At 63.9% G+C, this 24208-nt stretch carries 21 protein-coding genes; 10 read left to right on the top strand and 11 right to left on the bottom strand.

The window, feature by feature from the left end:
* Nucleotides 1-6: 6 nt before the first annotated feature.
* From AAFG50_RS10540 to AAFG50_RS10555, 4 genes are all read right to left on the bottom strand, one after another.
* On the bottom strand, nucleotides 7-1218 hold the full coding sequence (locus tag AAFG50_RS10540; protein ID WP_028174319.1) for a glycosyltransferase family 4 protein: 1212 nt from the start codon (nucleotides 1216-1218) through the stop codon (nucleotides 7-9).
* A gap of 56 nt (nucleotides 1219-1274) precedes the next feature.
* A complete protein-coding gene (locus tag AAFG50_RS10545) occupies nucleotides 1275-2471 on the bottom strand; it encodes a glycosyltransferase family 4 protein (protein ID WP_028174320.1) in 1197 nt (398 codons plus the stop codon).
* Between the two features lie 33 nt (nucleotides 2472-2504).
* Complete coding sequence (locus AAFG50_RS10550; protein WP_049832526.1) at nucleotides 2505-3797, bottom strand: hypothetical protein; 1293 nt, start codon at nucleotides 3795-3797, stop codon at nucleotides 2505-2507.
* 159 nt (nucleotides 3798-3956) lie between these two features.
* Complete coding sequence (locus AAFG50_RS10555; RefSeq protein WP_039183945.1) at nucleotides 3957-5186, bottom strand: polysaccharide biosynthesis/export family protein; 1230 nt, start codon at nucleotides 5184-5186, stop codon at nucleotides 3957-3959.
* 528 nt (nucleotides 5187-5714) lie between these two features.
* Between AAFG50_RS10555 and AAFG50_RS10560 the strand changes: the two genes are divergently transcribed.
* Nucleotides 5715-5858, top strand: coding sequence for a hypothetical protein (locus AAFG50_RS10560; RefSeq protein WP_165448142.1), 144 nt, complete (start codon nucleotides 5715-5717; stop codon nucleotides 5856-5858).
* 11 nt (nucleotides 5859-5869) lie between these two features.
* Here the strand turns inward: AAFG50_RS10560 and AAFG50_RS10565 are convergent, their stop codons facing one another.
* A complete protein-coding gene (locus AAFG50_RS10565; RefSeq protein WP_028174323.1) occupies nucleotides 5870-7030 on the bottom strand; it encodes a glycosyltransferase family 4 protein in 1161 nt (386 codons plus the stop codon).
* An 82-nt stretch (nucleotides 7031-7112) separates the two neighbouring features.
* Nucleotides 7113-8228 (bottom strand): glycosyltransferase family 1 protein, encoded by a 1116-nt coding sequence (locus AAFG50_RS10570; RefSeq protein ID WP_028174324.1) that lies wholly within the window; start codon nucleotides 8226-8228, stop codon nucleotides 7113-7115.
* Nucleotides 8229-8538: 310 nt separating this feature from the next.
* On the opposite strand from AAFG50_RS10570, the gene AAFG50_RS10575 reads away from it, so the two are divergent.
* From AAFG50_RS10575 to AAFG50_RS10585, 3 genes are all read left to right on the top strand, one after another.
* On the top strand, nucleotides 8539-9549 hold the full coding sequence (locus AAFG50_RS10575) for an NAD-dependent epimerase (RefSeq protein WP_028174325.1): 1011 nt from the start codon (nucleotides 8539-8541) through the stop codon (nucleotides 9547-9549).
* Nucleotides 9550-9792: 243 nt separating this feature from the next.
* Nucleotides 9793-11109 (top strand): UDP-glucose/GDP-mannose dehydrogenase family protein, encoded by a 1317-nt coding sequence (locus tag AAFG50_RS10580; protein WP_011085170.1) that lies wholly within the window; start codon nucleotides 9793-9795, stop codon nucleotides 11107-11109.
* Between the two features lie 144 nt (nucleotides 11110-11253).
* On the top strand, nucleotides 11254-12144 hold the full coding sequence (locus AAFG50_RS10585) for an aldose 1-epimerase family protein (protein ID WP_028175095.1): 891 nt from the start codon (nucleotides 11254-11256) through the stop codon (nucleotides 12142-12144).
* Between the two features lie 12 nt (nucleotides 12145-12156).
* On the opposite strand, the gene AAFG50_RS10590 is transcribed toward AAFG50_RS10585, so the two are convergent.
* Nucleotides 12157-13005 carry an MBL fold metallo-hydrolase gene (locus AAFG50_RS10590; RefSeq protein ID WP_011085172.1) on the bottom strand — a complete coding sequence of 283 codons (849 nt, stop codon included), beginning with the start codon at nucleotides 13003-13005 and terminating at the stop codon, nucleotides 12157-12159.
* 334 nt (nucleotides 13006-13339) lie between these two features.
* On the opposite strand from AAFG50_RS10590, the gene AAFG50_RS10595 reads away from it, so the two are divergent.
* The gene (locus tag AAFG50_RS10595; protein WP_011085173.1) at nucleotides 13340-14155 is read left to right on the top strand and encodes a response regulator transcription factor; all 816 of its coding nucleotides are present in this window, start codon (nucleotides 13340-13342) and stop codon (nucleotides 14153-14155) included.
* A gap of 34 nt (nucleotides 14156-14189) precedes the next feature.
* Here the strand turns inward: AAFG50_RS10595 and AAFG50_RS10600 are convergent, their stop codons facing one another.
* Both AAFG50_RS10600 and AAFG50_RS10605 read right to left on the bottom strand, forming a co-directional pair.
* Nucleotides 14190-15329: an alpha/beta hydrolase gene (locus AAFG50_RS10600; protein ID WP_028175094.1), complete on the bottom strand. Its 1140-nt coding sequence runs from the start codon at nucleotides 15327-15329 to the stop codon at nucleotides 14190-14192.
* Nucleotides 15330-15427: 98 nt separating this feature from the next.
* Complete coding sequence (locus AAFG50_RS10605; RefSeq protein ID WP_028175093.1) at nucleotides 15428-15814, bottom strand: c-type cytochrome; 387 nt, start codon at nucleotides 15812-15814, stop codon at nucleotides 15428-15430.
* A gap of 318 nt (nucleotides 15815-16132) precedes the next feature.
* Here AAFG50_RS10605 and pgm point away from each other — a divergent pair, with 318 nt between their 5' ends.
* The 5 genes from pgm (at nucleotide 16133) to AAFG50_RS10630 (ending at nucleotide 21509) form a co-directional block, all read left to right on the top strand.
* The gene (pgm, locus tag AAFG50_RS10610; protein WP_028175092.1) at nucleotides 16133-17779 is read left to right on the top strand and encodes a phosphoglucomutase (alpha-D-glucose-1,6-bisphosphate-dependent); all 1647 of its coding nucleotides are present in this window, start codon (nucleotides 16133-16135) and stop codon (nucleotides 17777-17779) included.
* A 291-nt stretch (nucleotides 17780-18070) separates the two neighbouring features.
* On the top strand, nucleotides 18071-19120 hold the full coding sequence (locus AAFG50_RS10615) for an aromatic ring-hydroxylating dioxygenase subunit alpha (protein ID WP_028175091.1): 1050 nt from the start codon (nucleotides 18071-18073) through the stop codon (nucleotides 19118-19120).
* Between the two features lie 4 nt (nucleotides 19121-19124).
* Nucleotides 19125-19883, top strand: coding sequence for a GntR family transcriptional regulator (locus tag AAFG50_RS10620; RefSeq protein ID WP_028175090.1), 759 nt, complete (start codon nucleotides 19125-19127; stop codon nucleotides 19881-19883).
* A 5-nt stretch (nucleotides 19884-19888) separates the two neighbouring features.
* On the top strand, nucleotides 19889-20869 hold the full coding sequence (locus tag AAFG50_RS10625) for a PDR/VanB family oxidoreductase (RefSeq protein ID WP_028175089.1): 981 nt from the start codon (nucleotides 19889-19891) through the stop codon (nucleotides 20867-20869).
* Nucleotides 20870-21065: 196 nt separating this feature from the next.
* On the top strand, nucleotides 21066-21509 hold the full coding sequence (locus AAFG50_RS10630) for a DoxX family protein (protein ID WP_028175088.1): 444 nt from the start codon (nucleotides 21066-21068) through the stop codon (nucleotides 21507-21509).
* Nucleotides 21510-21515: 6 nt separating this feature from the next.
* Here AAFG50_RS10630 and AAFG50_RS10635 read toward each other — a convergent pair whose 3' ends face one another.
* Entirely contained in the window at nucleotides 21516-21665 is a 150-nt protein-coding gene (locus tag AAFG50_RS10635; protein WP_166466020.1) for a hypothetical protein, read from the bottom strand.
* Nucleotides 21666-21851: 186 nt separating this feature from the next.
* Entirely contained in the window at nucleotides 21852-23813 is a 1962-nt protein-coding gene (locus AAFG50_RS10640; protein ID WP_028175087.1) for an EAL domain-containing protein, read from the bottom strand.
* Nucleotides 23814-24208 lie beyond the last annotated feature (395 nt).

A 24208-nucleotide genomic window follows, 5' to 3' on the forward strand; every position in this document is an offset into this window, starting at 1 on the left:
CCCCCATTACGCGCGAGGCATGCCGCGGCCGCGCATGAGCTGGTCGTAGACGTTGCGATAGCCGGTGACCACGTCGTCAAAGGCCCATTTGTTGATGCCGGATTTCAATCGTCCGCTCATCTCCACGATCTGCTGGGGAGCCTCGACGATCGCCGAAATGCTCTTGGCGATCGAGTCCGGATCGGGAGACGTCAGCCAGCCGGTCAGGCCCGGCTTGATCGCCTCCTGGATGCCGCCGAACGGCGTGCCGAGCAGGGGCTTGCAGGCGGCCTGGGCATCGGCGACGACGAGCGGGCTTGGATCTTCCCAGACCGAGGGGACGACCACGACGTTCACCTGTTCGTAAAACTCCTTCGGCTGCACGAAGCCGAGAAACTCGATCCGCGCATTGGGGGCGAGCCCCTTGATCTGCTTGCGCTGGCTCTCGGAGGCATGACCCGCGATGACGAGCCGGATCCGCTCAGGCGGGATCGTCGCGATGGCGCGAACCAGATTGTAGATGCCTTTTTCTTCGGTCAGTCGCCCGATGAATCCGAATGTGACGGTGCCGTCGAGCATCGCCGTCTCTTCGCTGCCGACGTCGGCCGTCGAGGCGTTTCGAATGACGATCTTCAGCGGTGTCTGCGTGAAGAGACCGAGCCCGGTATGGATGTCGAGAATGCGCTGGCTGACGCCGACGACGGCGTCCAGATGTCGCGTCGCCCCGCGGCGGCGAAAGGTCAGGATCTGGCAGCTCATGCAGCTTGCCTTGCAGGCGTGTCCGTCCGAGAAGCGCGAGCAGCGGGGGCAGGTGAGATAGTAGTCGTGAAGCGTGTGCAGGACCGGAATGCCCAGTTCCGCCGCGGTTCGCCACACCGCCGTCGTCAGGCCGGAGAGATTGTTGGAATGCAGGATGTCCGGTTTGAATGCCTTGATCCTGGCGGCGACGAGCTCCGACATCTGCTGCCAGTCCTCGATCGCGTGCCAGATGCCGCGCACGGGCGCGCTGTGCTGCTTGGCGAAGGGAAAGTAGATGTTGTGCACGGCCGCCGAGTGCACGTCGATGCCGTTGCAGGTCTCCATCTGCTGGTTCGGTGTGGAGGCAGCACGTATCACTTCCACGCTGTCGTTCTGGCCGACCAACGTCTCGGCGAGGCGACGGACGAAAGTTTCCGCGCCACCGACCACCTTCGGAGCCAACGGCGTCGGATAAAGGGATGACGTGATAAGGATCTTCATCGAAAAGGTCTGTCCAGCTATCCTGCCAAATGGCTTCGTGAAATCTCCGTTTCGGCCTATTGCCGGCTCGTTCGACTGTTATTCAAATAGACGTCCAAATATTGACCTGTCACTGAATCGGCAGAGAACCTCTCGGCAAATCCGGGCTGCGGAGGCCGGGCGAGCTTCCAGCGTGATCTCTCGTTGACGGCCTTCAGCATCAGTTCTCCCAGTCGCTTATGATCGTTGGGCTCGTAGGACCCAACCATGTTGGAAAACCCCGCGATCTCGGGAATCCCTCCTGCTGTGGAGCAAATAGTTGCCCGGCCGGCGTTGATGCTTTCGATCAACGTCCGGGGCAGCGGCTCCGGCCAGACCGAACTCACCAGGCACACGTCGATGCTGGCATAGAATTCGGCCGCCTTTGCAAAGCCAAGCCATTCGACGTTCCTCCCGCTGCGGCTTTTGAGCCCCCGGACGTAATCCTCAAGCCCCTTTCCGGCAATTTTCAGTTGCCATCCCTGGTCGGGGAGCTGCGCGGCAGCTTTTAGTACCACTTCGATACCTTTTTCCGCCTCGAGCCGGCCGATGAACCCGAATATCAGGTCATCCGAGCTCGAGGGAGGTGAGGGTACTACGGAGCTTGGATCGGCGATGTTGAAGATGACCCGGCCATCGGTGCCCGGGAAGTATTTCAGCCTGGTATGCTGGTCGAGCACGAACTGGCTGTTCGAGACCACCGCATCGACCATGCGCGAGGCCAGCAGATAGGGAGACGTCATGGCCGCGCAGAGGGTGCAGCGCTGCGCACATGTCGCGTCTCCGCGAAACAACGTCGAGCGTTTGCAGAGCAGGGAATAGTCGCGCAAGGTGTGCACGATCCGGATGTTGCGCCGCCTGGCTTCCGCCCACAACGAGACCGAAAATCCGGTGAGGTTGTTGGTGTGGACGACCTCGGGCTTTTCGAGATCGAGAATTTCGGCGAAACGCGCCGCGGACTTGCGATTCCACGTGTCCTGGAGATGCCACTTCAGGCGCTGGACCGAGGAGGGCTTCCTGTCGTTGCCGAACGGCCAGTAGTCGTTGTCCAGCGGCACCCGGTAGATGCGCACGCCCCTGAGCTCGTTGACGGTGCGATCCTGCTTGTTCTGAAGGCAGACCACGGCAACCTGGTGGCCGCGCTGAACCAGCGCCTCCGCGAGCAGCGACACAGACACTTCGGCGCCGCCGATGATTTCGGGCGGATAGAGCGTGTTAACGATCAGTATCTTCAAGGATAGCCCCGGATTGCGCAGTCCGCCGCAGCGTCAGTTCGATGGCCGAATCTCGAAATCCGGCACGGTCGTGCCCTTGACACTGACAAGCAGGGGCGTCGTCGATAACGCCGTCCAGGCGCCGGCGGCAGAGCCCGGTGCTTGCTGACATACATAGCTGATCTCGGCATTCGGTTCCGCATTTTTTAATCGAACTTCGAAGCGCTTCGACGGATTCTCCGACCAAAGCGCCACTTTCGTCTCGGATCCGCTGTCACTGCGGATCTGCACGACGCCCGGCATCGGCGTGGTGCGCGCCGCCTTCAGGCTCGTACGGATGAAGGCCCAGCTTTCGCGAATGGAACACACCGCGGGCTTCGGCGAATTGTCGAAATGATAGATGCCGAAATTGTCCTCGAGTTCGCCGGGCTTCGTCCCGCTGTCCTTGAGCTCGTAGAGCCATATTCCCTTGAGCCAGGGACCCGCGGTCGATGACCAGAGGATGATCTGCGCCATGTTGTCGGCCGAGAGCTGCTCGTTCACGCCGCATTTCGCGGTCGGGGTCGGCCAGCCCGTTTCAGTCAGGTAGATCGGATAGTTGGGATTGCCGGTCGCCTGTGCGACGCGTTGATGAAAGTTTTCCAATCGCTCGATCGCTTCAGCCGCGGTGCGCCCGGCCGGCGGCAGGCAATGGTTGTAGATGTGGATGGACATGCCGTCGGCGATGCGAGGCAGGTCGGTCTTCAGCAGGGCGTCGGTCCATTTCCAGCCCGGATCGTCGCCGAGTGCGCCCACCACGAAGGGCGCAGAAGGCGCCGCCTGCTTGACCGCCGGCTGCACCAAACGGGCAAGCGTCACGTAATTTTCGACCGTGAATTGCGGCTCTGCGCGCGCTCGGAGATTGTACTCGTTCCACAATTCGAAGATGGGCTGCCGCGCTGCGACCGCTTGCGCGGCCGCCGCTGCATAGGTGACGAATCTCTGGCGCGCTTCGTCGGTCGTCGGCGGATCGGAGTTCGGGACGAGGTGATGGCCGGCTCCGAGAATGAGCAGAGGAATTCCGACACCGGACCTGATCTGGGTCTCGAGGCGGCCGTTCAGGGCGTTGAAGCCGAGCCGCTTGCCGGGCAACTCGAAATCCGACCAAGGGAAATCGTCCCGGAACGCGGTGACCCCGAGCTCCTTCATTTGCTTGATGGCCGTCGCAGGTACGTAACCGCGAGCGCTGGTGACGCCGCCCAGGCCCTGGTGCGTACCGACGCCCAGCAGGAAACGTTGGTCGAGCGGCTGCGCGGTCTGCGCGTTCGCAGGATATGAGAGGCCGGTCGCGGCGCAGAGACCGCACATCAGCATCCGGAAACGACGCAAGGCTCGTTTCCTCTTTGGCTCCGTCACGCTCGTATCCACTCCTGCTCGCGTCAACTCGACAAGGCTAATCCTCTTCTGTGGCCCGAATTGGGTGAGGCGACCTTGTCCGCGCGCCCCCACGGAGCGCGCCGAGTTGGGCTATTTGGAGTTCACGATCACCGTGCTGATGTTGTCCGCATTCGTGGTCGCCGCGTTCAGCGGGTTCATCAGCTTGACGAATTCGGTCGACGGCGATTCCGCCACCGAAATCACGTCATGATCGCGCATCCTGAACGTATCCGCCTGGAACCAGCCGTCGGGCTTGCTCATGTCGAACTTGTAGACGGCGGGGATCGTCTTGGTCGGGAACTGGGATACTTCGACCCCGATACGCTCCAGGAGCGGCTTCGGCTCGAAACGGTAGACGTAGATGGACTTGGAATCCGCACGGTTGCCGTCGAGGCCGCCCGCCTTCGCGATGGCTTCAGCCAGCGACATGTTGTCGTTCTCGAACGAGAAGCGGCGATTGTTGGTGCCGCCGATCGATCCCGGCGACGGCGTCGAACCGAACACCATGTAGACGCGCGGAATGCGGGTCAGGAAGACGACGTCGCCCGGCGCGAGCAGGACGTCCTCGCCGGGATGGTGCACCACGGTCGACATCGACTCATTGTAGGTGCGGCCCTCGCGCTTGATCGTGATCGTACTCTCGTAGGAAGGGTATTTCGGGCCGCCGGCGCGCGCGATCGCGCCCATCAGGCGAATGCCGCCGGGGTCGACCGGAAAGCGGAGCGGCGAGTTGACCTCGCCGAGCACGCTGATCTGGTTGCCGCGCTGCTCGGCCACGCTCACGACCGCCTGCGGATCGATGGCGCGGTCCTTGAGGCGCTCGCGGATGATGTTCGACACGGCGCGCGGCGTCAGCCCGGCGACCTTGATCGATCCGGCGTAGGGAATGTTGATGTTGCCGGACTGGTCGACCTGCTGACGCGGAATGTCGACGAAGTTACCCGGCCGGACGCCCGCTTCGCGCGGAATGAATAGGCCGCCCGCCTGCGCTTCGTACACGGTTACGGTGACGATGTCGCCGATGCCGATCGTGACGTCGCGATAATTGCCGCCGGGAAGACGCGAGAACACCATCCCGGAGGAATCGGTGAAGGCGTTGGTCGCCTGAACGATCGCCGGATTGACCGGCATCAGGGCATAGGCGAGCGGTGCGGTCGGCTCGGTGACCAGCGCAGCGTTGGTCTGCGTGGCAACGGCATCCGGAGAGTCCAGAGGGATGAAGCCCGCGCAACCCGCCAGCGAGATGCCGACAGCAGCCAGCGCCAGGATTCGACTAATCCCGAAATCAAAAGAAAAACGTTCGGTCTTAGCCACCACCATTCCCTCGTACTCATTTAAAATCGGAATCACCGTACCAACCATCGTGCGGGTGAGTCACTGCTGCCTCTTCGACTTTATGGTAAAGCACTTATGGCTGTGACCTTATTGCAACTTGTGAACCGAGATACACGTCAGAATCGCTGTGCAAAATTTGTGCGCGACGTACTCTTTTATAAGCAGTTCGCAAACTAGACATACACGTGTCCGATCGATGTCACGATTGAGGCCGCGACTGAACTAGTGAGCTGCGGCGCGCAGATGGAATTGCATCGTCGCGAGATGAGATCGCCTAAACTTCAAGTCTTGGATCCGATTTTGAGTGACCCTGCGTTGTGTTTTCGTCGTCCTGCGGCGGGCATGGAGCCTGAGCGGACGCCCTCGCCGGGTGATCGCACCGATATTTCTGCGGCGGGATTCCACCTCCGTTAACGCTTAGATTCGGAAGCTGGCCGCGCGCTGGCGTCCGTAAGGTCTTCCTAATCCTGATCCGCCTACTTGTCGGCCAAACCAAAAGGGAAGGCGAAGACAATGTTGCACACCGGATCACTGCTGTTCGCAGCCGGCTTTCTCACCTGCGCGATGATGGTCGCCTCCGCAATTGCGTGGTCGTTCTCCGACAACCGTGTGAGTGACGGCGAGTTCGCGCAGGGCGATGCCCGCCGGATGGCTTGATCGCACGGCCGCTACGACCGCAGATTGTTCGGGAAGTCGGATTGCAGCTTCGCCTGCTGCCCGGATTCGCTTGTCCGCACGTGCAGGACGTCGGCATAGACCTGGCTCAGGGTGCGGTGCGTCTGCTCGATGTCGTAGAGGCGGCTGAAGCGCTCATATCCGGCCCGGCCGACCGCAGGCAGGTCCAGCCGGCTTGCGCGCTGAAAACCTTCAACCAGCTTTTCCGCCGAGACCTCGTCGCACAGCACGCCCGTCGCATTGTCTTCGACGATTTCCGGCAGGGCGCCGATGCGGAAGGCGATGATCGGCTTGGCCGCCCGCATGGCCTCGATCGCCACCAGGCCAAACGCCTCCCAGCGTGACGGAATTGCGACCATGTCGGCCTGGTCGAGCTCGGCCTCGATCTGGTTGCGGTTCATCCAGCCCAGGAAGGAAACGTTGGCCGGCAGATCGCTTCGGTGGAATTTGCTGACGACCGACGCGCCGATCAGGCGCACATCCAGCGTGTTTCCGAGCGCGCGGGCCGCCTCGATGAGGAGATCATACCCCTTCTGGCGGTCGAGGCGTCCGATGAAGAGGACCTTGATCTTCTCCGATCGCCACGGCGCTGCGCGCGTGTCGAGCACGGGCCGCTGCTTGGAAATCCCGTTGTGCACAAGAACGAGGCGGTTCGCCGCGATCCCGACCTGCATCGCATCGGTCCGCTCGCTTTCCGAGATGCACACGATGCGGTGGGTGAATTTCGACAGCACGAGCTCGGTGAACTTCGTGACTTCGCGGCTGAGGCGGCCGGTCTCGCGGCCGAATGCCCATCCGTGCGGGCAATAGACGATGCGTGAACGCCGATAGGTCAGCCAGAGCACCGGGCGCACCACGAGCCCGGCGAAGGACGAGTGAAGATGGATGACGTCGGGCCGAAACTCCCGGACCGCACGCATGGTCGCAGACAGCATGCGAAACAGGCCGACCGCGTTGCGGCCGTCGCGCGGAAACGTGGTGATGGCATCATCCTCGATGTTCACCAGATCGCTGCGATGATCGGACGGGACGACATAGTTGACGTTGCCGCGCCCGAAGCTCGCGCATTGATGCGGATGCAGCTCGTTGAGGTAGGTCGCGATGCCGCCTCTGACCGTTTCGGCGACATGCAGGACTTTCAGGCCGCTGGACAACGGTCATTCCTTTCTTGGCTTGCAGGCGCCGGATATTGCAGGCGCGCGTCTAACGTCTCGAAGCAGCAATATTTGGGCCGCGTCATTGTGTCTGACGGCTGGATGCGGCGTGGGGAGCGGGTTTGGCGAGGAATTCGAGCATCGCTGCGGCGGACTTGGCCCAGGAATATGTCGCCAGTCGCCTCTGCTGCTTCTCCTGTTCCGCCGGCGAGATCCGGCCGAGTGCAATTCTTTCGTGCATTCGTGCCGAAAGCTCGCCCGCGTTGAGGGGGTCGAAATAAACGGCCGCGTCGTCGCAAGTTTCGCGCACGGCTGCGGCCGAACTCGCGATCACCGGGCAGGCGAAGTACATCGCCTCCAGGGGAGGTATGCCGAAGCCCTCGTAGAGGCTGGGAAAAACGAACGCGGCAGCTCGAGCGAACAGCGCCGCGATCTCCTCGTCCTTGAGGCGCCCGGCGACGACGACGCCGGTTCTCGATTCCATGGCGTTGCCGCCAAAGACCTTGCTGTTGTCGCCTCCGACCACGACCAGCGGAAAATCCGCGCGGCCAAGCCGCTCGGCGGCGCGAATGGCGGTGTCGACATTCTTGTTCTTCGTCATCGAGCCGACGAAGAGGAAGAACCCGTAGGGCGCAAGATGCAGCTTTTCGATGATCGAGAAATCGGGCACGACGGTGGCGAAGTGCTCTGCGCTGTTGGGGATGACGGGGATCGACGCAGGATCAAGCGACAGCGCCTCGGCAAGTTCGTTGCGCGAAAACGTGGAAACTGTTGCGATCGTTGCTGTGCGTGCCAGCAAATGGCCGAGCGTCCGATGCAGGGCGAGGTAGCGCCAGCTGAAGAAGTCCGGACGTTTGAAAACCTGCGCATCGTGAATCACGACCAGGTGGTCGCGATGAAGCACGGGGCCGGAATTGGCGAGGCTGATGAGGCGCGTGCCGGCGGCCGCGCGTGCCAGATCGATCTGGTCCCACGCGTGCCCCTGCAACGATCCGACCTGCCTGACGTTGATACGGCGAAGACCGGGGAGCGGCTGCGCGTTCGGCGGCGACAGCACTTGCCACTCTGCGTCCAGGAGTTGTCGCGGAGCCTCTCCGCTCGCCAGCAAACGGTCCATCGCCTTGACGATTTCGGCGGCATAGCGCTGCACGCCGGTTAGCGACTGTGACAGGAACCTGCCATTGATGGAGAGTTTCAAAGCCGATCTTTTTCTTCGTGAGTGTCTTGTTTTTCGTGGGTGTCTTACGGTGGGTATCCTGCGCGAACGTTGCCTCAAGACTGAGCATTCGCGCCGAATATACGATCTATGCGGTGTAACACATGTGGAGCTATCGTCCGAGCATCCTCGCAGGCGGATAGCATGCGAGGATGCATGGCGCCATCATGTTTCCTACACATTTCGATGCGCTTACATGAGCGCCTGATTTGACGATTGTCGTGATCGTCCGAACCTTGCCTCTCATGTCCTGGTCTGGCATTGCATTCGCGGAATCAACGAGGTGACAAATTTGCGGCCAGTGATCGTTACCGGTGCTGCCGGCTTTATCGGAATGCACGTTTGTGAACGGCTGTTGGCGCGTGGCGAGCAGGTCGTTGGCATCGATGCGCTCACTCCGTATTATGATCCCGCGCTGAAACGTGCACGCCTTGCAACGCTCGAGCACCGTCCCGGGTTCAGCTTCCACGAGATCGATCTTGCGGACTTCGCCGCGGTGACGCGCGTTTTCGACGAGGTCTCGCCCGATCGGGTCGTGCATCTGGCGGCGCAGCCAGGCGTGCGTGCGTCGATCGACGATCCCATCACCAGCATCCGCGCCAATTGCGACGGCTTCGTCACCGTGCTCGAAGCCGGCCGGCGCCATGGTGTGGCGCATCTCGTCTACGCCTCGTCGAGCTCCGTCTACGGCGCCAACCGCACCTTGCCGTATTCGACCGAGCATTCGGTGAACCATCCGGTCAGCCTTTACGCCGCGAGCAAGAAGGCCAACGAATTGATGGCGCACACCTACGCCCATGTTCACAAGCTGCCGGTGACCGGTCTGCGCTTCTTCACCGTCTACGGTCCGTGGGGCCGGCCCGACATGGCCGCCTGGCTGTTCACGCGCGCGATCTTCGCCAATGAGCCGATCAAGATTTTCAATAATGGCGACATGTGGCGCGACTTCACCTATGTCGACGACATCGTCGAGGGCGTCATCCGCACCCTCGACCGGCCCGCGACGCCGAATCCCGCGTGGAACGCGGAAGCGCCGGAAAACTCGACGAGCTATGCGCCGTATCGCGTCTACAACATCGGCAACAACCGGTCGGTCAATCTGATCGAGTTCGTCGAGACGCTGGAGAAGATCATCGGCAAGCCGGCGATCCGCAAGCTGCTGCCGATGCAGGCCGGCGACGTCCTGGAGACGCGCGCCGACATTTCCGCGCTCCAGCGCGACGTCGGTTTCGCGCCTTCGACGCCGCTTGCGGAGGGTCTCGGCCGCTTCGTCGAGTGGTATCGAAAGTACCACGGCGTGTAACCTCGCGACCGCGCCAACACCGTGTTCCGCATCCGGACCGATGGTTAAGTGCAGCGCACCGGTCGCATATGTCGACTGCATATGCGGCGCGTTTTGGGAAATGTCCGCCGTTGCCCCCGCGCAAGGCGGTGAAGGTTTGTTCGGCAGGTGATGCAGGCTGCCCTAATGTTGGGCGTGCGGTCGGATAGAGAATTGGTCTAGGGTGTTCAGTGGAGCATCCGTCTTCAACGGAAAGAGTCTTTCATGCGAATCGCGATGATCGGAACGGGCTATGTGGGACTGGTGTCCGGGGCCTGCTTTGCGGATTTCGGTCACGACGTCACCTGCGTCGACAAGGACGAGAAGAAGATCGCGGCGCTCCATCGCGGCGAGATCCCGATCTACGAGCCCGGGCTCGACGAGCTGGTCGCGACCAACGTCAAGGCCAAGCGGCTCGACTTCACCACCGACCTGTCGAAGCCGGTCGCGGACGCCGATGCCGTCTTCATCGCGGTCGGCACGCCGTCGCGCCGCGGTGACGGCCACGCCGATCTGTCCTACGTCTACGCCGCCGCGAAAGAGATCGCGCAGTCGCTGTCGGGCTTCACCGTCGTCGTGACCAAGTCGACCGTGCCGGTCGGCACCGGCGACGAGGTCGAGCGCATCATCCGCGAAACCAATCCCAACGCCGACGTCGTCGTCGCCTCCAACCCCGAATTCCTGCGCGAGGGCGCGGCGATCCGCGACTTCAAGTTCCCGGACCGCGTCGTGGTCGGCACCTCCGACGAGCGCGCCCGCAAGGTGATGGGCGACATCTATCGCCCGCTGTCGCTGAACCAGGCGCCGCTGATGTTCACGGCGCGCCGCACCGCCGAGATGATCAAATACGCTGCCAACGCGTTCCTCGCGACCAAGATCACCTTCATCAACGAGATCGCGGACCTTTCCGAAAAGGTCGGGGCCAACGTGCAGGAGGTCGCGCGCGGCATTGGCCTGGACAACCGCATCGGCACCAAGTTCCTGCATGCAGGTCCCGGCTTCGGCGGCTCGTGCTTCCCGAAGGACACCAAGGCGCTGATCAAGATCGCGCAGGACTACGACGTGTCCTTGCGCATCGTCGAATCCGTGCTGGCCGTCAACGAGAACCGCAAGCGCGCGATGGCGCGCAAGGTCAGCCAGGCGCTCGGCGGCTCGCTGCGCGGCAAGACCATCGCCGTGCTCGGCCTCACCTTCAAGCCCGACACCGACGACATGCGCGATGCGCCGTCGATCCCGCTGGTGACCGGCCTGATCGACATGGGCGCCAAGGTGAAGGCCTTCGATCCCGTCGGCATGGAGCAGGCGAAGAGTGAGCTGCCCAGCATCACCTATTGCGAGGACGCCTATTCCTGTGCGCAAGGCGCCGATGCGCTGGTTGTCGTCACTGAATGGGTGCAGTTCCGCGGCCTCGATCTCGACCGGCTGAAGAGTGTCATGGCGCAGCCCGTCGTCGTCGACCTCCGCAACATCTACAGCCCCGAAGACATGCACGCCGCCGGCTTCACCTACGAGAGCGTCGGCCGTCCGTCGTCTCAGGCCTAGTACACGAGCCGCGGGGCACTGAGCTTCGCGACCTTTCGCCCGCCTCGTCCCGAGGCGGGCGAAATCGTCTTCGATGCGATATGATCGGTCACACGAGGCGGTCGCGCCCGGCCCGTCGGCCTCGCTGCCGCTATGGAGATTGTCATGACCGACGACACGCACTCGATCCGCAGCGGCGGGCTGACCGCGACCATCAAGGCGCACGGCGCCGAAATGTGCTCGCTGAAGAGCGATGCCGGCCTCGAATTCGTCTGGCAGGCCGCACCGGCCTGGCCGCGCCACGCGCCGCTGTTGTTTCCCATCGTCGGGCGTCTCGCCAACGACGAGCTGCGGCACCGGGGCAAGACATACCGGATGACCCAGCACGGCTTTGCGCGCGACAGCCGCTTCACGTGGGCGGAGCGCGGCGAGAGCCGCTGTGTGCTCGTGCTCGAAGACAGCGAGACGACGCGCGCGCTTTACCCGTTCGCGTTCCGCCTGACGGCCACCTATGCGATCGACGACGCCGGTCTCGATCTCTCGCTCACGATCGCCAACACCGGCAAGGAAACATTGCCGGCTTCGCTCGGTGGCCATCCCGCATTCAACTGGCCGCTTGAGCCCGGCGTGTCCAAGGAAGACTATGCGCTGACCTTCGCGAACGCCGAGTCGTCGCCCGTCCGCCGTCTCGACGGCGGCTTGCTGCGCGCGGCAACGGAGCCAAGTCCCGTCAGCGGCACCGTGCTCCCCTTGTCCGAATCCCTGTTCGTCGATGACGCCATCATCTTCGATCGCATCGACAGCAATTCGGTGCTTTATGCGGCCGGGCCGAGTGCATCCAGCGGGCCCTGGCTAAAGATGTCCTGGCGCGGCTTTCGCGAGCTTGGCGTCTGGTCGAAACCGTCAGGCGCGCCGTTCCTCTGCATCGAGCCATGGCGCGGCTATGCCAGCCCGGCCGGCTTCGACGGCGCGTTCAGTGACAAGCCCGGCCTGATGCATATCGCAGCCGGCGCCGAAGAGCGCTTGTCGTTCCGGATCGAGGTCGCATCGTCCTGAGATCGGTGGCCTTCAGACCTCGATCCGCGTGAGGTCCTCGCCGAGCACGACGGGACCCGAATAGTCCTGCCGGACATCCGCGAGCAGCGCGTTCAGCATGGAATCGTCGGTGCGCGGCCGGTGATGGGTCAGCGCGAGCTTCTTCACGCCGGCCTTGGCCGCGACCTTGCCGACCGTGTCGCCGCAGGCGATCGTGAATTTCGCAAGCCGGCGGAGGTGCTCGTTGTTGATCTCCGGCGTCGCGAGAAAGCAGCACTGCACCAGCAGGTCGGCTCCCTCAGCCAGTCGCTCCAGGCCGGGGCAGGGGACCGTGTCGCCGGATATCGCGATGACCTTGCCCTCCGCCTCGAAGCGGTAGCCGAGACACATCCAGCGCGCGAGGAAGGCCGGCGGCATGTCGAGGCCATCGCCATGCGAGACGAGCTCGGCGCTGATCTTCCAGCGCCCGGTGTCGAGAACCGGGCCCGGAATGATGTCGGTTGCGATGACCGGCTTCCAGCCGCCGAAGGTCGGCTCGCCCCGATCCCGCCAGGTGATGTCCTTGTCGTAGACCTGTGTGACCAGCGTGTTGACCAGCCGTTCGGTATCCGGCGGCCCATAGATGCGCAGCGCGTCCTTGCGCCCGTGCATCCATGAATTCAGCATCACATCGTAGAGGTCGCCGATATGGTCGAAATGGTGATGGGTGAGAAAGACCGTGTTGATGGCGCCAAGCGGCACGCCGGCCTTGCTGAGCTGCACCATGACGCCGCGGCCCGCATCGAACAGGATGTTCTCTTCGCCGAGCCTGATCAGCGTGGTCGTCGCCATGCGGCGCGGGTCCGGGCGCGGGCCGCCGGTGCCGAGCAGTATGACTTCCATGGCGCCTACTCCAGCGTCCAGATCCCCCGGGGACTCACATTAGATTTGAAGTCCGCGGCGGGGCAAGCCGCATCGGGCGTCGGAGGCGCTGCCGTTTCTCCGAAGTGACGGGCTTCTTTGCATAAGCCGGTGGTTGAATCCGGGTCCCGATGTGCGCGGTCGGCCGTCTTGGGCCGGCTCCCGGCGCTCGCGCGAGCCGTGCCTGCGCGATGATGCGCGGGATGAGAATTGTGGGCCAATTCATACTTTATACGTCGAGACTGTGACCAATATTGTTTAGGCAACACAACACGCCTAGTATTCCAGCAGGCAATTTCGGGGGCTCGAACCAGTTGTGAATGTTCGTTCACAGGACAGCGCGTTGCGCGACGACTTGAATTTTCAGGCCGGCCCGCAAGCACACAGGACATCCACCATCGTGGCTGATCCCGCACGTCAGGACGTGCGTCCCGCAGGCCGCGAGCGGCTGATCGTCGTCGAAGACGATCCGGTGACGCGGACGATGCTGGTCGGTTACTTCGGCGAGAACAATTTCGACGTGGTCGGCGCCGGCTCCTGCGCGGAATGCCGCCAGGCGCTGCGTGGGCGCGCCGACCTCATCTTCCTCGACGTGCAGTTGCCCGACGGCGACGGCTTCGAGCTCGCCAAGGAAATCCAGGCGACCAGCAACGCGGGCATCATCTTCGTGACCCGCCGCGACACCGACGTCGATCGCATCCTCGGCCTCGAGATCGCGGGCGACCACTACGTCACCAAGCCGATCAATCTGCGCGACCTGCTTGCGCGCGCCCGCAGCGTGCTGCGGCGGCGCTCGATCGACCGCAAGGCGGCGCGCAACCACAATTCGATCGCCTTCGGCGACTGGATCATCGATCTGACGCGGCGCGAGCTGCTCGGCAACGACGGCAAGCCGGTGTCGCTGACGCGGGCCGAGTTCGACCTGCTGGCGGCGCTTGTCGGCGCCGACGGCAGGCCGCTCAGCCGCGACTATCTGATCGAGGTCGTCAGCAACCGCCAGGCCGAGGTCGACATCCGCACGGTCGATGCGCTGGTGGCGCGGCTGCGCCGCAAGCTCGTCGGCAGCGGCACGCCCGTGATCGCGACCGTCACCGGCGTCGGCTACAAGCTCGCGCTCAGCGAACGGCTCTAGCCTCATCCGTCGAAAGACCTGATCGCCCTCGCGCCTACCGCGCGCGGGCGCTCTGGTCCGTTATTGTCCTTTGCGCGGCCCCGACCAGCCGGTCATCGACCGCGTAGAGCGCGCAGGTGGGCGACCATTTCATGCAGGCGCTGAGCGAATCGCGCTGGGCATCGTCGGCCGTCGCGCGCCCCGAACGCCAGCCGTAACCGCCGTTGGGCGACACCGCAAAAGCTTTGTGCGGCACGGTGCTGGCGAGATAGCGCGCGAACTCGGCGCGCGCGGCCTCGTTGAGCTGGCTCGGCGGCGGCAGCGGATCGGGCGGACTGAGGACGTCGTGGCCGAGCCCGCGCTCGCGCAGGAAGGCGTCCACATACGGCGTCCATTGCGGACGACCCGCCACGGAATAGAGATAATGGCCATCGTCGCCGTAAGGCGCCGCCGCGACGAATTTCACGTTGCCGCCGCCGCCGCGAAACCCGTCATAGAGCCGGCGGGCGAGATCGGGCCCGAAGAACAGGTCGTTGGTCGCGTAAACCCACAGCATCGGCACGCGGGACGTCTTGCCGAAGCTGGCGAAGGCCTGCATCAGCCCACCCTCGTTGCAGACGTCGTCGTCGTCGCGCGAGCCGCGGCCGCCGGCAAAGCTGATCGCGGCGACGAGACCGGCCGGTGCCTGCGCAGTCAGCGCGACGGTGGCGAGCCCGCCGGCGGAATGGCCGGCCGCGATCATGCCCGATGTCGTGACGTCGGCCCGACGTGCCATCGCATCGATCGCCGCGCGCAAATCCGCGACCGCAACCGCCGCCGCGGGCAGGTAGGCCGCGTTGGCGCAGCCGCCGACGCTGTCGACGCGTCCACCGGGCGAGGTGCCGTAGCCGCGCCGCATCACGATCAGCGCAGCAAAGCCGCGCCGGGCGTATTCCAGCGCGATGCCGTAATATTTGTGCGCGGACATGGTCGCGCGGTCGTCGAAATTGCGCGGCGAGCCGTGGCTGAGCAGCGCGAGCGGATAGCGCTTCGTCCCCGCCGGGCGCACCAGAAAAGCTTCCAGCCCCTGCGGCCCGGCCTCCGTCATCGGGATGCGCAGATCCTCGGTGTAGAACTCGGCGGCGTTCGCGCGAGCCGCAGCCCCCGCAATGGCGAGCAAGATAAGCACGGGCAGATGCCAGCGCGCGAGGTCCATGCGTGGATGATTCTCCGTGGCCGCGCGGATCATAACAGAACCGCATGACCCGGCGAACGGGCGTTGTCCCGGATCGATCTAGCGTCCGCCCCGATCGTTCATCTCAACGTCTGAAGATAGGCGATGACATTGGCCCGGTCTGCGGGGTTCGGCAGACCCTTGAAGAACATCTTGACGCCGTGGACGTCGCCGCGGGGATCGGCGAGATAGGCGTCCAGCGTTGTTGGCGTCCAGGCCTGCTTGTTGGCCTTCATTGCATCAGAATAGGCGAAGTCCGGGACGATTGCGGGCTTGCGGTCGATGACATTCCAGAGACTTGGGCCGACCTTGTTCACCCCGATCACCGCCGCGTGGCAGTTCTCACAGGTTCGCTGGAAGACGGCCTTGCCCCTCGCCGGATCGCCCTCCGCGGCGGAGGCGGACGACGTGGCCAAAGACGATGTGGTCAGGGCCAGCATGAGCACGAAGATCAGACGACCGGTCATCTTAGTCTACTCCCCCACGGAATCAGCCAAGGAATCAGCCAAGGGATCAGGCGGCTAATCCCGCAAATCCCCCGCCTTCGTTCATCAATCGGAAAGCAGCGTGCCCTACGCGGCGCGGCGGCGTCTTTGTCCTGCATCAACCGATATCCGGGACCAAAGTACGAGGGCGCGCCATGCGTAATCGCCATGGATCATCCTGTGCGGATTGGCGTTGTCGGTTGATCGTTGACCGGAGCGCGGCATCGGGCCGGTTTGGCGACGGGCTGGCCGATGGTATGGTGTTCTAGTGCGTCGTTCGAAGGGTACAGGGGAGTTGCAGTGGCAGAAGTTGATCCCGCGGCGGGTAAGCCGGTTGCGCCGAGCGCGCTCGCCAATATTCCGCGGCTGGTGACGGCCTATTTCGCCGGCAAGCCGGACGTGGCTGATCCGGCGCAACGGGTGGCGTTCGGCACCTCCGGCCATCGCGGCACCTCGTTCAGGAACACCTTCAACGAGGGCCATATCCTCGCGACCACGCAGGCAATTTGTGACTACAGAAAGGAGAAGGGGCTGACCGGCCCGCTCTTCATCGGCATCGACACCCACGCGCTGGCCGAGCCGGCGCTGGTCAGCGCCGTCGAGGTGTTCGCGGCGAACGGCGTCGACGTCATGGTCGACAAGGATGGCGGCTACACGCCGACGCCTGTCATCTCGCACGCGATCCTCACCTACAACAAGGGCCGCACGTCGGGCCTCGCGGACGGCGTCATCGTCACGCCCTCGCACAATCCGCCGGAAGACGGCGGCTACAAATACAATCCGCCGCATGGCGGCCCGGCCGACACCGATGCGACCTCCGTCGTCGAGAAGCGCGCCAACGCCTATCTCGCCGACGGGCTCAAGGGCGTCGCGCGCATGGACTATGCCAGGGCGAAAAAGTCCGCGACCGTCCACGCCTACGACTTCATCACGCCCTACGTCGCCGATCTCGGCAACGTCGTCGATCTCGATCTCGTCAAATCCGCCGGCATCAATATCGGCATCGATCCGCTCGGCGGCGCCGCCGTGCATTACTGGCATCCGATCATCGAGCGCTACGGCCTCAAGGCCACGGTGGTGAACGAGGCGATCGATCCGACCTTCCGCTTCATGACCGTCGACTGGGACGGCAAGATCCGCATGGACTGCTCCTCGCCTTACGCGATGGCGAGCCTGATCGCGATGCGCGACCGCTTCGACGTTGCCTTCGCCAACGACACCGATGCCGACCGCCACGGCATCGTGACGCGCACCGGCGGCCTGATGAATCCGAACCATTATCTGGCGACCGCGATCTCGCATCTGTTCGCGCATCGCCCGAACTGGGGCAGGGACGCCGCGATCGGCAAGACCGTGGTGTCGAGCTCGATCATCGATCGCGTGGCCAAAAAACTCGGCCGCAAGCTGGTCGAGACGCCGGTCGGCTTCAAATGGTTCGTCGACGGCCTCCTCACGGGCGGCTTCGGCTTCGGCGGCGAGGAGAGTGCGGGGGCCTCGTTCCTGCGCCGCGACGGCACGGTGTGGACCACCGACAAGGACGGCATCATCCTCGGCCTGCTCGCCGCCGAGATCATGGCGAAGACCGGCCGCGATCCGAGTCAGCTGTTTGGCGACCTCACGGCCGAGTTCGGCGTGCCGCATTACGCGCGCATCGACGTCGCGGCGACCACACCGCAGAAGAACATCTTGAAGTCCGTCACGCCCGAGCAGCTCGGCCTGAAGGATCTCGCCGGCGATCCCGTCCGCGCCACGCTGAGCAAGGCGCCCGGCAACGGCCAGCCGTTCGGCGGCATCAAGGTCGAGACCGATTTCGGCTGGTTCGCAGCGAGGCCGTCGGGGACCGAGGACGTCTACAAGATCTACGCGGAGAGCTTTCGCAGCACCGAGCACCTGAAGCGGATTCAGGAAGAGGCCCAGGCCGGGCTGGCGAAGGTGTTCGGGGCGTAGTTGCCCTTAAGAGCAGAGCAAAATCACACGCGCTCACGATAGATCGTCATGCCCGGGCTTATCCCGGGCATCCACGTTCTTTGCACCGCGTGGCAACGCGTGGATGGCCGGGACAAGCCCGGCCATGACGCTATTGAGGCGCTAGTGACTAAGCTCTCAGGCCATATGCGGTGAGGATGTATACTGGATAGTCTATAATGGTAATTTAGTAGGGCTATTTCGGCCTTGAATGGCTCTTTTTCCTCCACTATTGTATACATAACGTATTCATAAGCCGTGGGAGTGAGACCGATGACAAAACCCTTCCCGATGAACGCCTGGTACGCCGCCGCCTGGGACGCCGAGGTGAAGCCGGCGCTGTTGCCGCGGACGATCTGCGGCAAGCACGTCGTGATGTACCGCAAGGCCGACGGCTCGGTGGCCGCGCTGGAGGATGCCTGCTGGCATCGCCTGGTGCCGCTGTCCAAGGGCCGGCTCGAGGGCGACACCGTCGTCTGCGGCTATCACGGCCTGAAGTACAATGCGCAGGGGCGCTGCACCTTCATGCCCTCGCAGGAGACCATCAATCCCTCGGCCTGCGTCCGCGCCTATCCCGTGGTCGAGCGCCATCGCTACATCTGGCTCTGGATGGGCGACCCTGCGCTGGCCGACCCCGCGCTCGTGCCCGACATGCACTGGAATCACGATCCGGCCTGGGCCGGCGACGGCAAGACCATCCGCGTCAATTGCGACTACCGCCTCGTGCTCGACAATCTCATGGACCTCACCCACGAGACCTTCGTGCACGGCTCCTCGATCGGCAACGACGCCGTTGCCGAAGCCCCTTTCGACGTCACCCATGGCGAGAAGACGGTGACGGTGACGCGCTGGATGCGGAACATCGAGCCACCGCCGTTCTGGGCCAAGCAGCTCGGCAAGCCCGGCCTCGTCGACCGCTGGCAGATCATCCGCTTCGAGGCGCCCTGCACCATCGCCATCGACGTCGGCGTGGCGCCGACAGGCACCGGCGCGCCGGAAGGCGACCGCTCGCAGGGCGTCAACGGCTTCGTGCTCAACACCATCACGCCGGAGACGGAGAAGACCTGTCACTATTTCTGGGCCTTCGTCCGCAACTATCAGATCGGCGAACAGCGCATCACCACCGAAATCCGCGAGGGCGTCTCCGGCATCTTCCGCGAGGACGAGCTAATCCTCGAAGCGCAGCAGCGCGCGATGGACGAGAACCCGGATCGCGTCTTCTACAACCTCAACATCGACGCCGGCGCGATGTGGACGCGCAAGCTGATCGACAAGATGGTGGCGAAGGAAAACGCGCCGCAGCACCTTCAGGCCGCGGAGTAGCGATATGGCCGAGCGCGAGGTCGACCGCTCCGTCTCGCAGACCGTGAAGGCGCAGCTCGCGCTGCGCGACCAGATCCTGTCGGGGGCGTTGCGTCCCGGCGAGCGCATCTCCGAGCTTCAGGCGGTGGAGACGACGGGCGCCTCGCGCACGCCGGTGCGCATGGCGCTGGTGCGGCTGGAGGAGGAGGGCCTGTTGGAGGCGATTCCCTCCGGCGGCTTCATGGTGAAGGCGTTCTCCGAGCGCGACATCTCCGATTCCATCGAGCTGCGCGGCACGCTGGAAGGGCTCGCCGCGCGCTTTGCCGCCGAGCGCGGCGTCTCCGCGCGCGAGCTCGAGCCGTTGAAGGAATGCTTAGCTGCGATCGACGAATTGCTGCGCCAGGTGCCGATCTCGGTCGACGCCTTCTCGTCCTATGTCACGCTGAACGCGCGCTTCCACGCGCTTCTCACGGAATTGTCGCGCAGCCCGCCCTTGATCCGGCAGATCGACCGCGCCTCCGCGCTGCCATTCGCCTCGCCAAGCGGCTTCGTGATGGCGCAATCGGCGCTGCCCGAGGCGCAGCAGATCCTGATCATCGGGCAGGAGCATCACCGCGTCGTCATCGACGCCATCGAAAACCGCGAGGGCGCGCGCGCCGAAGCGATCATGCGCGAGCACGCGCGGCTCGCCGTACGCAACCTGCGGCTCGCGCTGCGCAACCGGACCCATCTCGACCTCTTGCCGGCGCTCGCGCTGATCAAGACCGCAACCGACCAGGGCTAGTCACCATGCGCTTCATCGAAACCTGGACCCCGGCGACGCTCGTCTCGACGCGTGACCTTGCGCCCGGCATCCGCGAATTCCTGATCAGGCCCGACCAGTTCGACGGCGCCGCCTATCCGGTCGGCAGCCACATCAATGTCAGCGTGACCATCGACGGCCTGCCGGAGACGCGGTCCTATTCGCTGGTCGGCGAGGCCTCCTCGCGTGGCTTGCGGATCGCGGTGCGCCGCGCCGAGGATTCCCGCGGCGGCTCGCGCTATATGTGGCAATTGGCACCGGGCGCGCGGCTCGACATCACGCAGCCCGCCTCGCTGCTCGCGGTCGACTGGGCGCGCGACAATTATTACCTGATCGCCGGCGGCATCGGCATCACCCCGATTCTCGGCGCGGCGCAGGCGCTGGCGCGGCGAGGGGCAAACGTCACGCTGCACTATGCCGTGCGCTCGCGTAGCGAGGCCGCCTATCTCGACGATCTCGCCGGGATGCTCGGCGACCGCCTGGTGGTCCATGCGAGCGACGAAGGCTGCCGGCTCGATCTCGACGCGCTGTTCGCGTCATTGCCGCAAGGTGCGCTGGCGCTGTTCTGCGGCCCGATGCGGATGCTGGATGCCGCGCGCCACGCCTGGATCGGCGCCGGCCATCCGCTTCCCGATCTCCGCTACGAGACCTTCGGCTCCAGCGGCACGCTGCCGACCGAGACGTTTCGCGTGCGCTTGAAGGACACGAACATCGAGCTCGAAATTCCCCGCGAGCGCTCGATGCTGGACGTGCTCAATGCCAGCGGGCATGACGTGATGTACGACTGCAAGCGCGGCGAATGCGGGCTGTGTGCCATCGACGTGGTCGAGGTCGACGGCGAGATCGACCATCGCGACGTCTTCTTCAGCGACCATCAGAAACAGAGCAACCAGAAGATCTGCGCCTGCGTCTCCCGTGCCCGCGGCACCATCACCGTGGACACGTTGCTGCGCGCGGACGCGATCTGACCGGGCTGGAAGGCGTACCCGGAAAACGCGATCGGCCTGAAGGCTTGCGCATCCGCTCTGCGTGACGAAGCGGGCTTCGTTTGCCGCGCCAACGAGCCGGCAAGAGCGCTTCGTACGGTCCACCAATCATGATAGGATTGCTCTCGGCAGTCAAAGTGTTCAGCCGGTCTTGGACAACAAGGGTGGAGGTTCTGCCATGAAATCCAATTCGGTCTCGCGGGCAGTCGATGAGTTCGCCACAGGGAGTGCCGACTCGCTGATTTTGATCGGCCGCGTTCTGCTCGCGTGGGTATTCGTCGGAAGCGCCTACGGAGCAATATCCGACTTCAGCGGCTCCGTGGGTTATTTCAGGTCCCTGCACCTTCCAGCACCTGAGCTGTTCACCATGACGAACATCGCACTGGAAGTATTGATATCCGTTGGTTTGATATTGGGCATCGGCACACGCTACTGTGCAATTCTGACGTTTGTGTTCGTCGTGGCGGCAACGGCTATCGCGCACCGCTACTGGGAGTATCCCGCTGGCGCGCAGCAGATTGGTCAATACAACCATTTCCTGAAGAACATCTCGATCATGGGAGGCGCGATGTTGATCTTCGTCACCGGGGCAGGCCGGTTCAGTTTCGATCGGGCATCGTAGCCGACATCACTTCAAGTTGGGCTTGAAAGCTTCCGCGATCACGCGGCGGACGCTCTTTGAGAGCGGTTTCAGGGCCTTGCTCAGGAAGGCGAACAGAAGCATCAGCCATGTCGCAAGCGCGGCACACCACAGCACGACGTCAAATATCTCAGGCATGATGATGCCCCTCAAAAATGACTACTCTGAAATGGGGGCAAGTGTTGCTTAGTGGAGCCGACACAGCAAGTCATCTTTAGAGGTAGCGCGCCGAAACACTCGGAAACCACTCTCAGAACAGCGGGTAGCCTTAGGTCATGGAAGCAGACCAATCCCATGATACCGGCGACTTTCCGACTGTATGCTCTACGCCGCGTAGGTCGCCACCAACTTTTTCGTGTCGAGCAGCGCGAGCACGCCATCGGCCGACACCGGCCGGCTGATCAGATAGCCTTGGACTTCGTCGCAACTGATCTGGCGCAGATATTCGAGCTGGTCGGCTGTCTCGACGCCCTCGGCGACCACGGCGATGCGCAGGTCGCGTGCGAGCGAAATCACCGACTTCACGATCGCGGCACAGTCGGGCTGCACCAGCATGTCGCTGATGAAGGACTGGTCGATCTTGATGCGGCTGAACGGCAGCTTGCGCAAGTAAGTCAGTGACGAGAACCCGGTGCCGAAATCATCCAGCGCCACGGTGACGCCGAGTTGCAGCAGCGCGTTCAGGATCGACGCGGCCGAGCCGTATTTCGACAGCAGCATCGATTCCGTGATCTCGACCTCGAGCCGGCTGGGCGAGACCTTCGCGTCGGCCAGCGCCTGCACGATGGTCTGGAGGATGCCGGTGTTGTGAAACTGCGCCGCGGAGAAATTCACCGCGACCCTGATCTCTTCGGGCCAGTCCGCCAGCGTGGCGCAGGCACGCCGGATCACCCATTCGCCGATCTCGTGGATCAGCCCTGTCTCCTCGGCGATGGGGATGAACTCACTCGGCGGCACCAGTCCGCGCGAGGGATGCTGCCAGCGCAACAGCGCCTCGAAGCCCGTGATCCGGTTCTCGGCGAGGTCGAGGAACGGCTGGAACGCCAGGAACAGCTCGTCCCTGGAGATCGCGCCCTCGAGGTCCGATTGCAGCGCCTTGCGGTCGCGCGACACCCTGTCGTCGCTGACCTCGAAGAAGCAGACCGTGCCGGGTCCCGCCTTCTTGGCGCGGTAGAGCGCGGCGTCGGCGTTCTTCATGACGTCGAGCGCTGTGTTGCCGTCCCGTGGCGCCAGCACGATGCCGACGCTGGTTGCGCCCACGATCTGGCGGCCTTCGATCGGGAACGGCTCGGCGAACGACGCGACGAAGCGCTCGGCGATCTCGAGCGCATCTTCGGGCCGTGCCAGATTGGCCATCACCAGCGCGAACTCGTCGCCGCCGATGCGCGCGACGTGCTCGGCTGCGCGGGTGCAGCGTTGCAGGCGGCTTGCGACCTGGACCAGGAATTCGTCGCCGGCGGGATGGCCGAACTTGTCGTTGACCTCCTTGAAGCGATCGAGGTCGAGCAGCAGCACCGCGAACTCTTCGCCCGACAGGGCCAGCCGCTTCAAGGCGGCATCGAGCGTCTCGTTGAAGGCGAAGCGGTTGGGCAGATGCGTCAACGGATCCTGCCGCACCGTGCGCTCGGCCTCGACCTGCCGTATCACGCGCCGCGCAAACGAGAACGAATTGACGAACACGGCGCGGAGCAGCACGGTCCCGTAGACCGCCACCAGGATGGCGATCAGCAAATAGGCCACATCGTTGCTGCGTCCAAGGCAGATGGCGATCCCGAGGAAGAGGGGCGCCGTGAATGCGATCGCCGCGATCGGAATCGTGGCGAAGGCAAATGCGCCGCCGGCAAGCATCCCGGAGCACAGGCAGGTGATGACGAGTTTTCCGCCGGTGTCGGCGTCGGCGAAGAAGGCGACCGGTACGATGCCCCAGACAGCCCCGAGCACGAAGGCATTGCGCACCAGCCGGTGCACGGCGCGCCGCGAGACGAATTGCGGCTTGGTGATGCGGCGCGAGGCATGGGATTGCACACCGAACGCGATTGCGGCGCCGGCCACGGTGACCGCCCAGATCAGGGCGAACGCCCTGTCCGGCGACTGCCACAGCGCGATCGCCAGCACGGCGGCGTTGCAGGCATTGGCGAGCATGATGCCGACCGAATAGCCGAGCACCAGCGACATCTGTTCTGCGCGGATGTGACCGGCCAGCGCCTCGTCGGTTGCGGGACCGCCGAACGCTGACAGATCGCCGGCGAACAGCCGCGCGAAATAGGTGGTCAGTTGAGTCCGCATTCCAGAGCCTAGCAGGATGGGCCGTTCGTCCGGCTCGATCGGGAGAATTCGCTGCAAACCTTTGACGAACTATGAATTATCCCCGCTTGGCACGGTCGCCGCGACCACTTCTGCGTGTTCCAATCGACAGTATCGATAACAAATCGATACAAATGCGGCACCCCGCGTTACGGTTGTAACCGCAGGAGCATGTTCCCTGCCAACTCCGCGGTCATGCCCCGCGACCCGGCTACGCCAAGGCTTCGCCGAGGTTGAGGTCCAGGGACGCCGAAGCTTTAGCGTAGGCCGCAGGCGGCATCCAGTACGCCGCGGCCTATCGGATCAATCACCATCGTCTCGGAATACTTGATCGCCCGGTCAGGTGTTCAGGTCGGGAGATGACACCTGTGGCCGGG

The sequence above is a fragment of the Bradyrhizobium sp. B039 genome, assembly GCF_038965675.1.
Classification (GTDB): Bacteria; Pseudomonadota; Alphaproteobacteria; order Rhizobiales; family Xanthobacteraceae; genus Bradyrhizobium; species Bradyrhizobium diazoefficiens.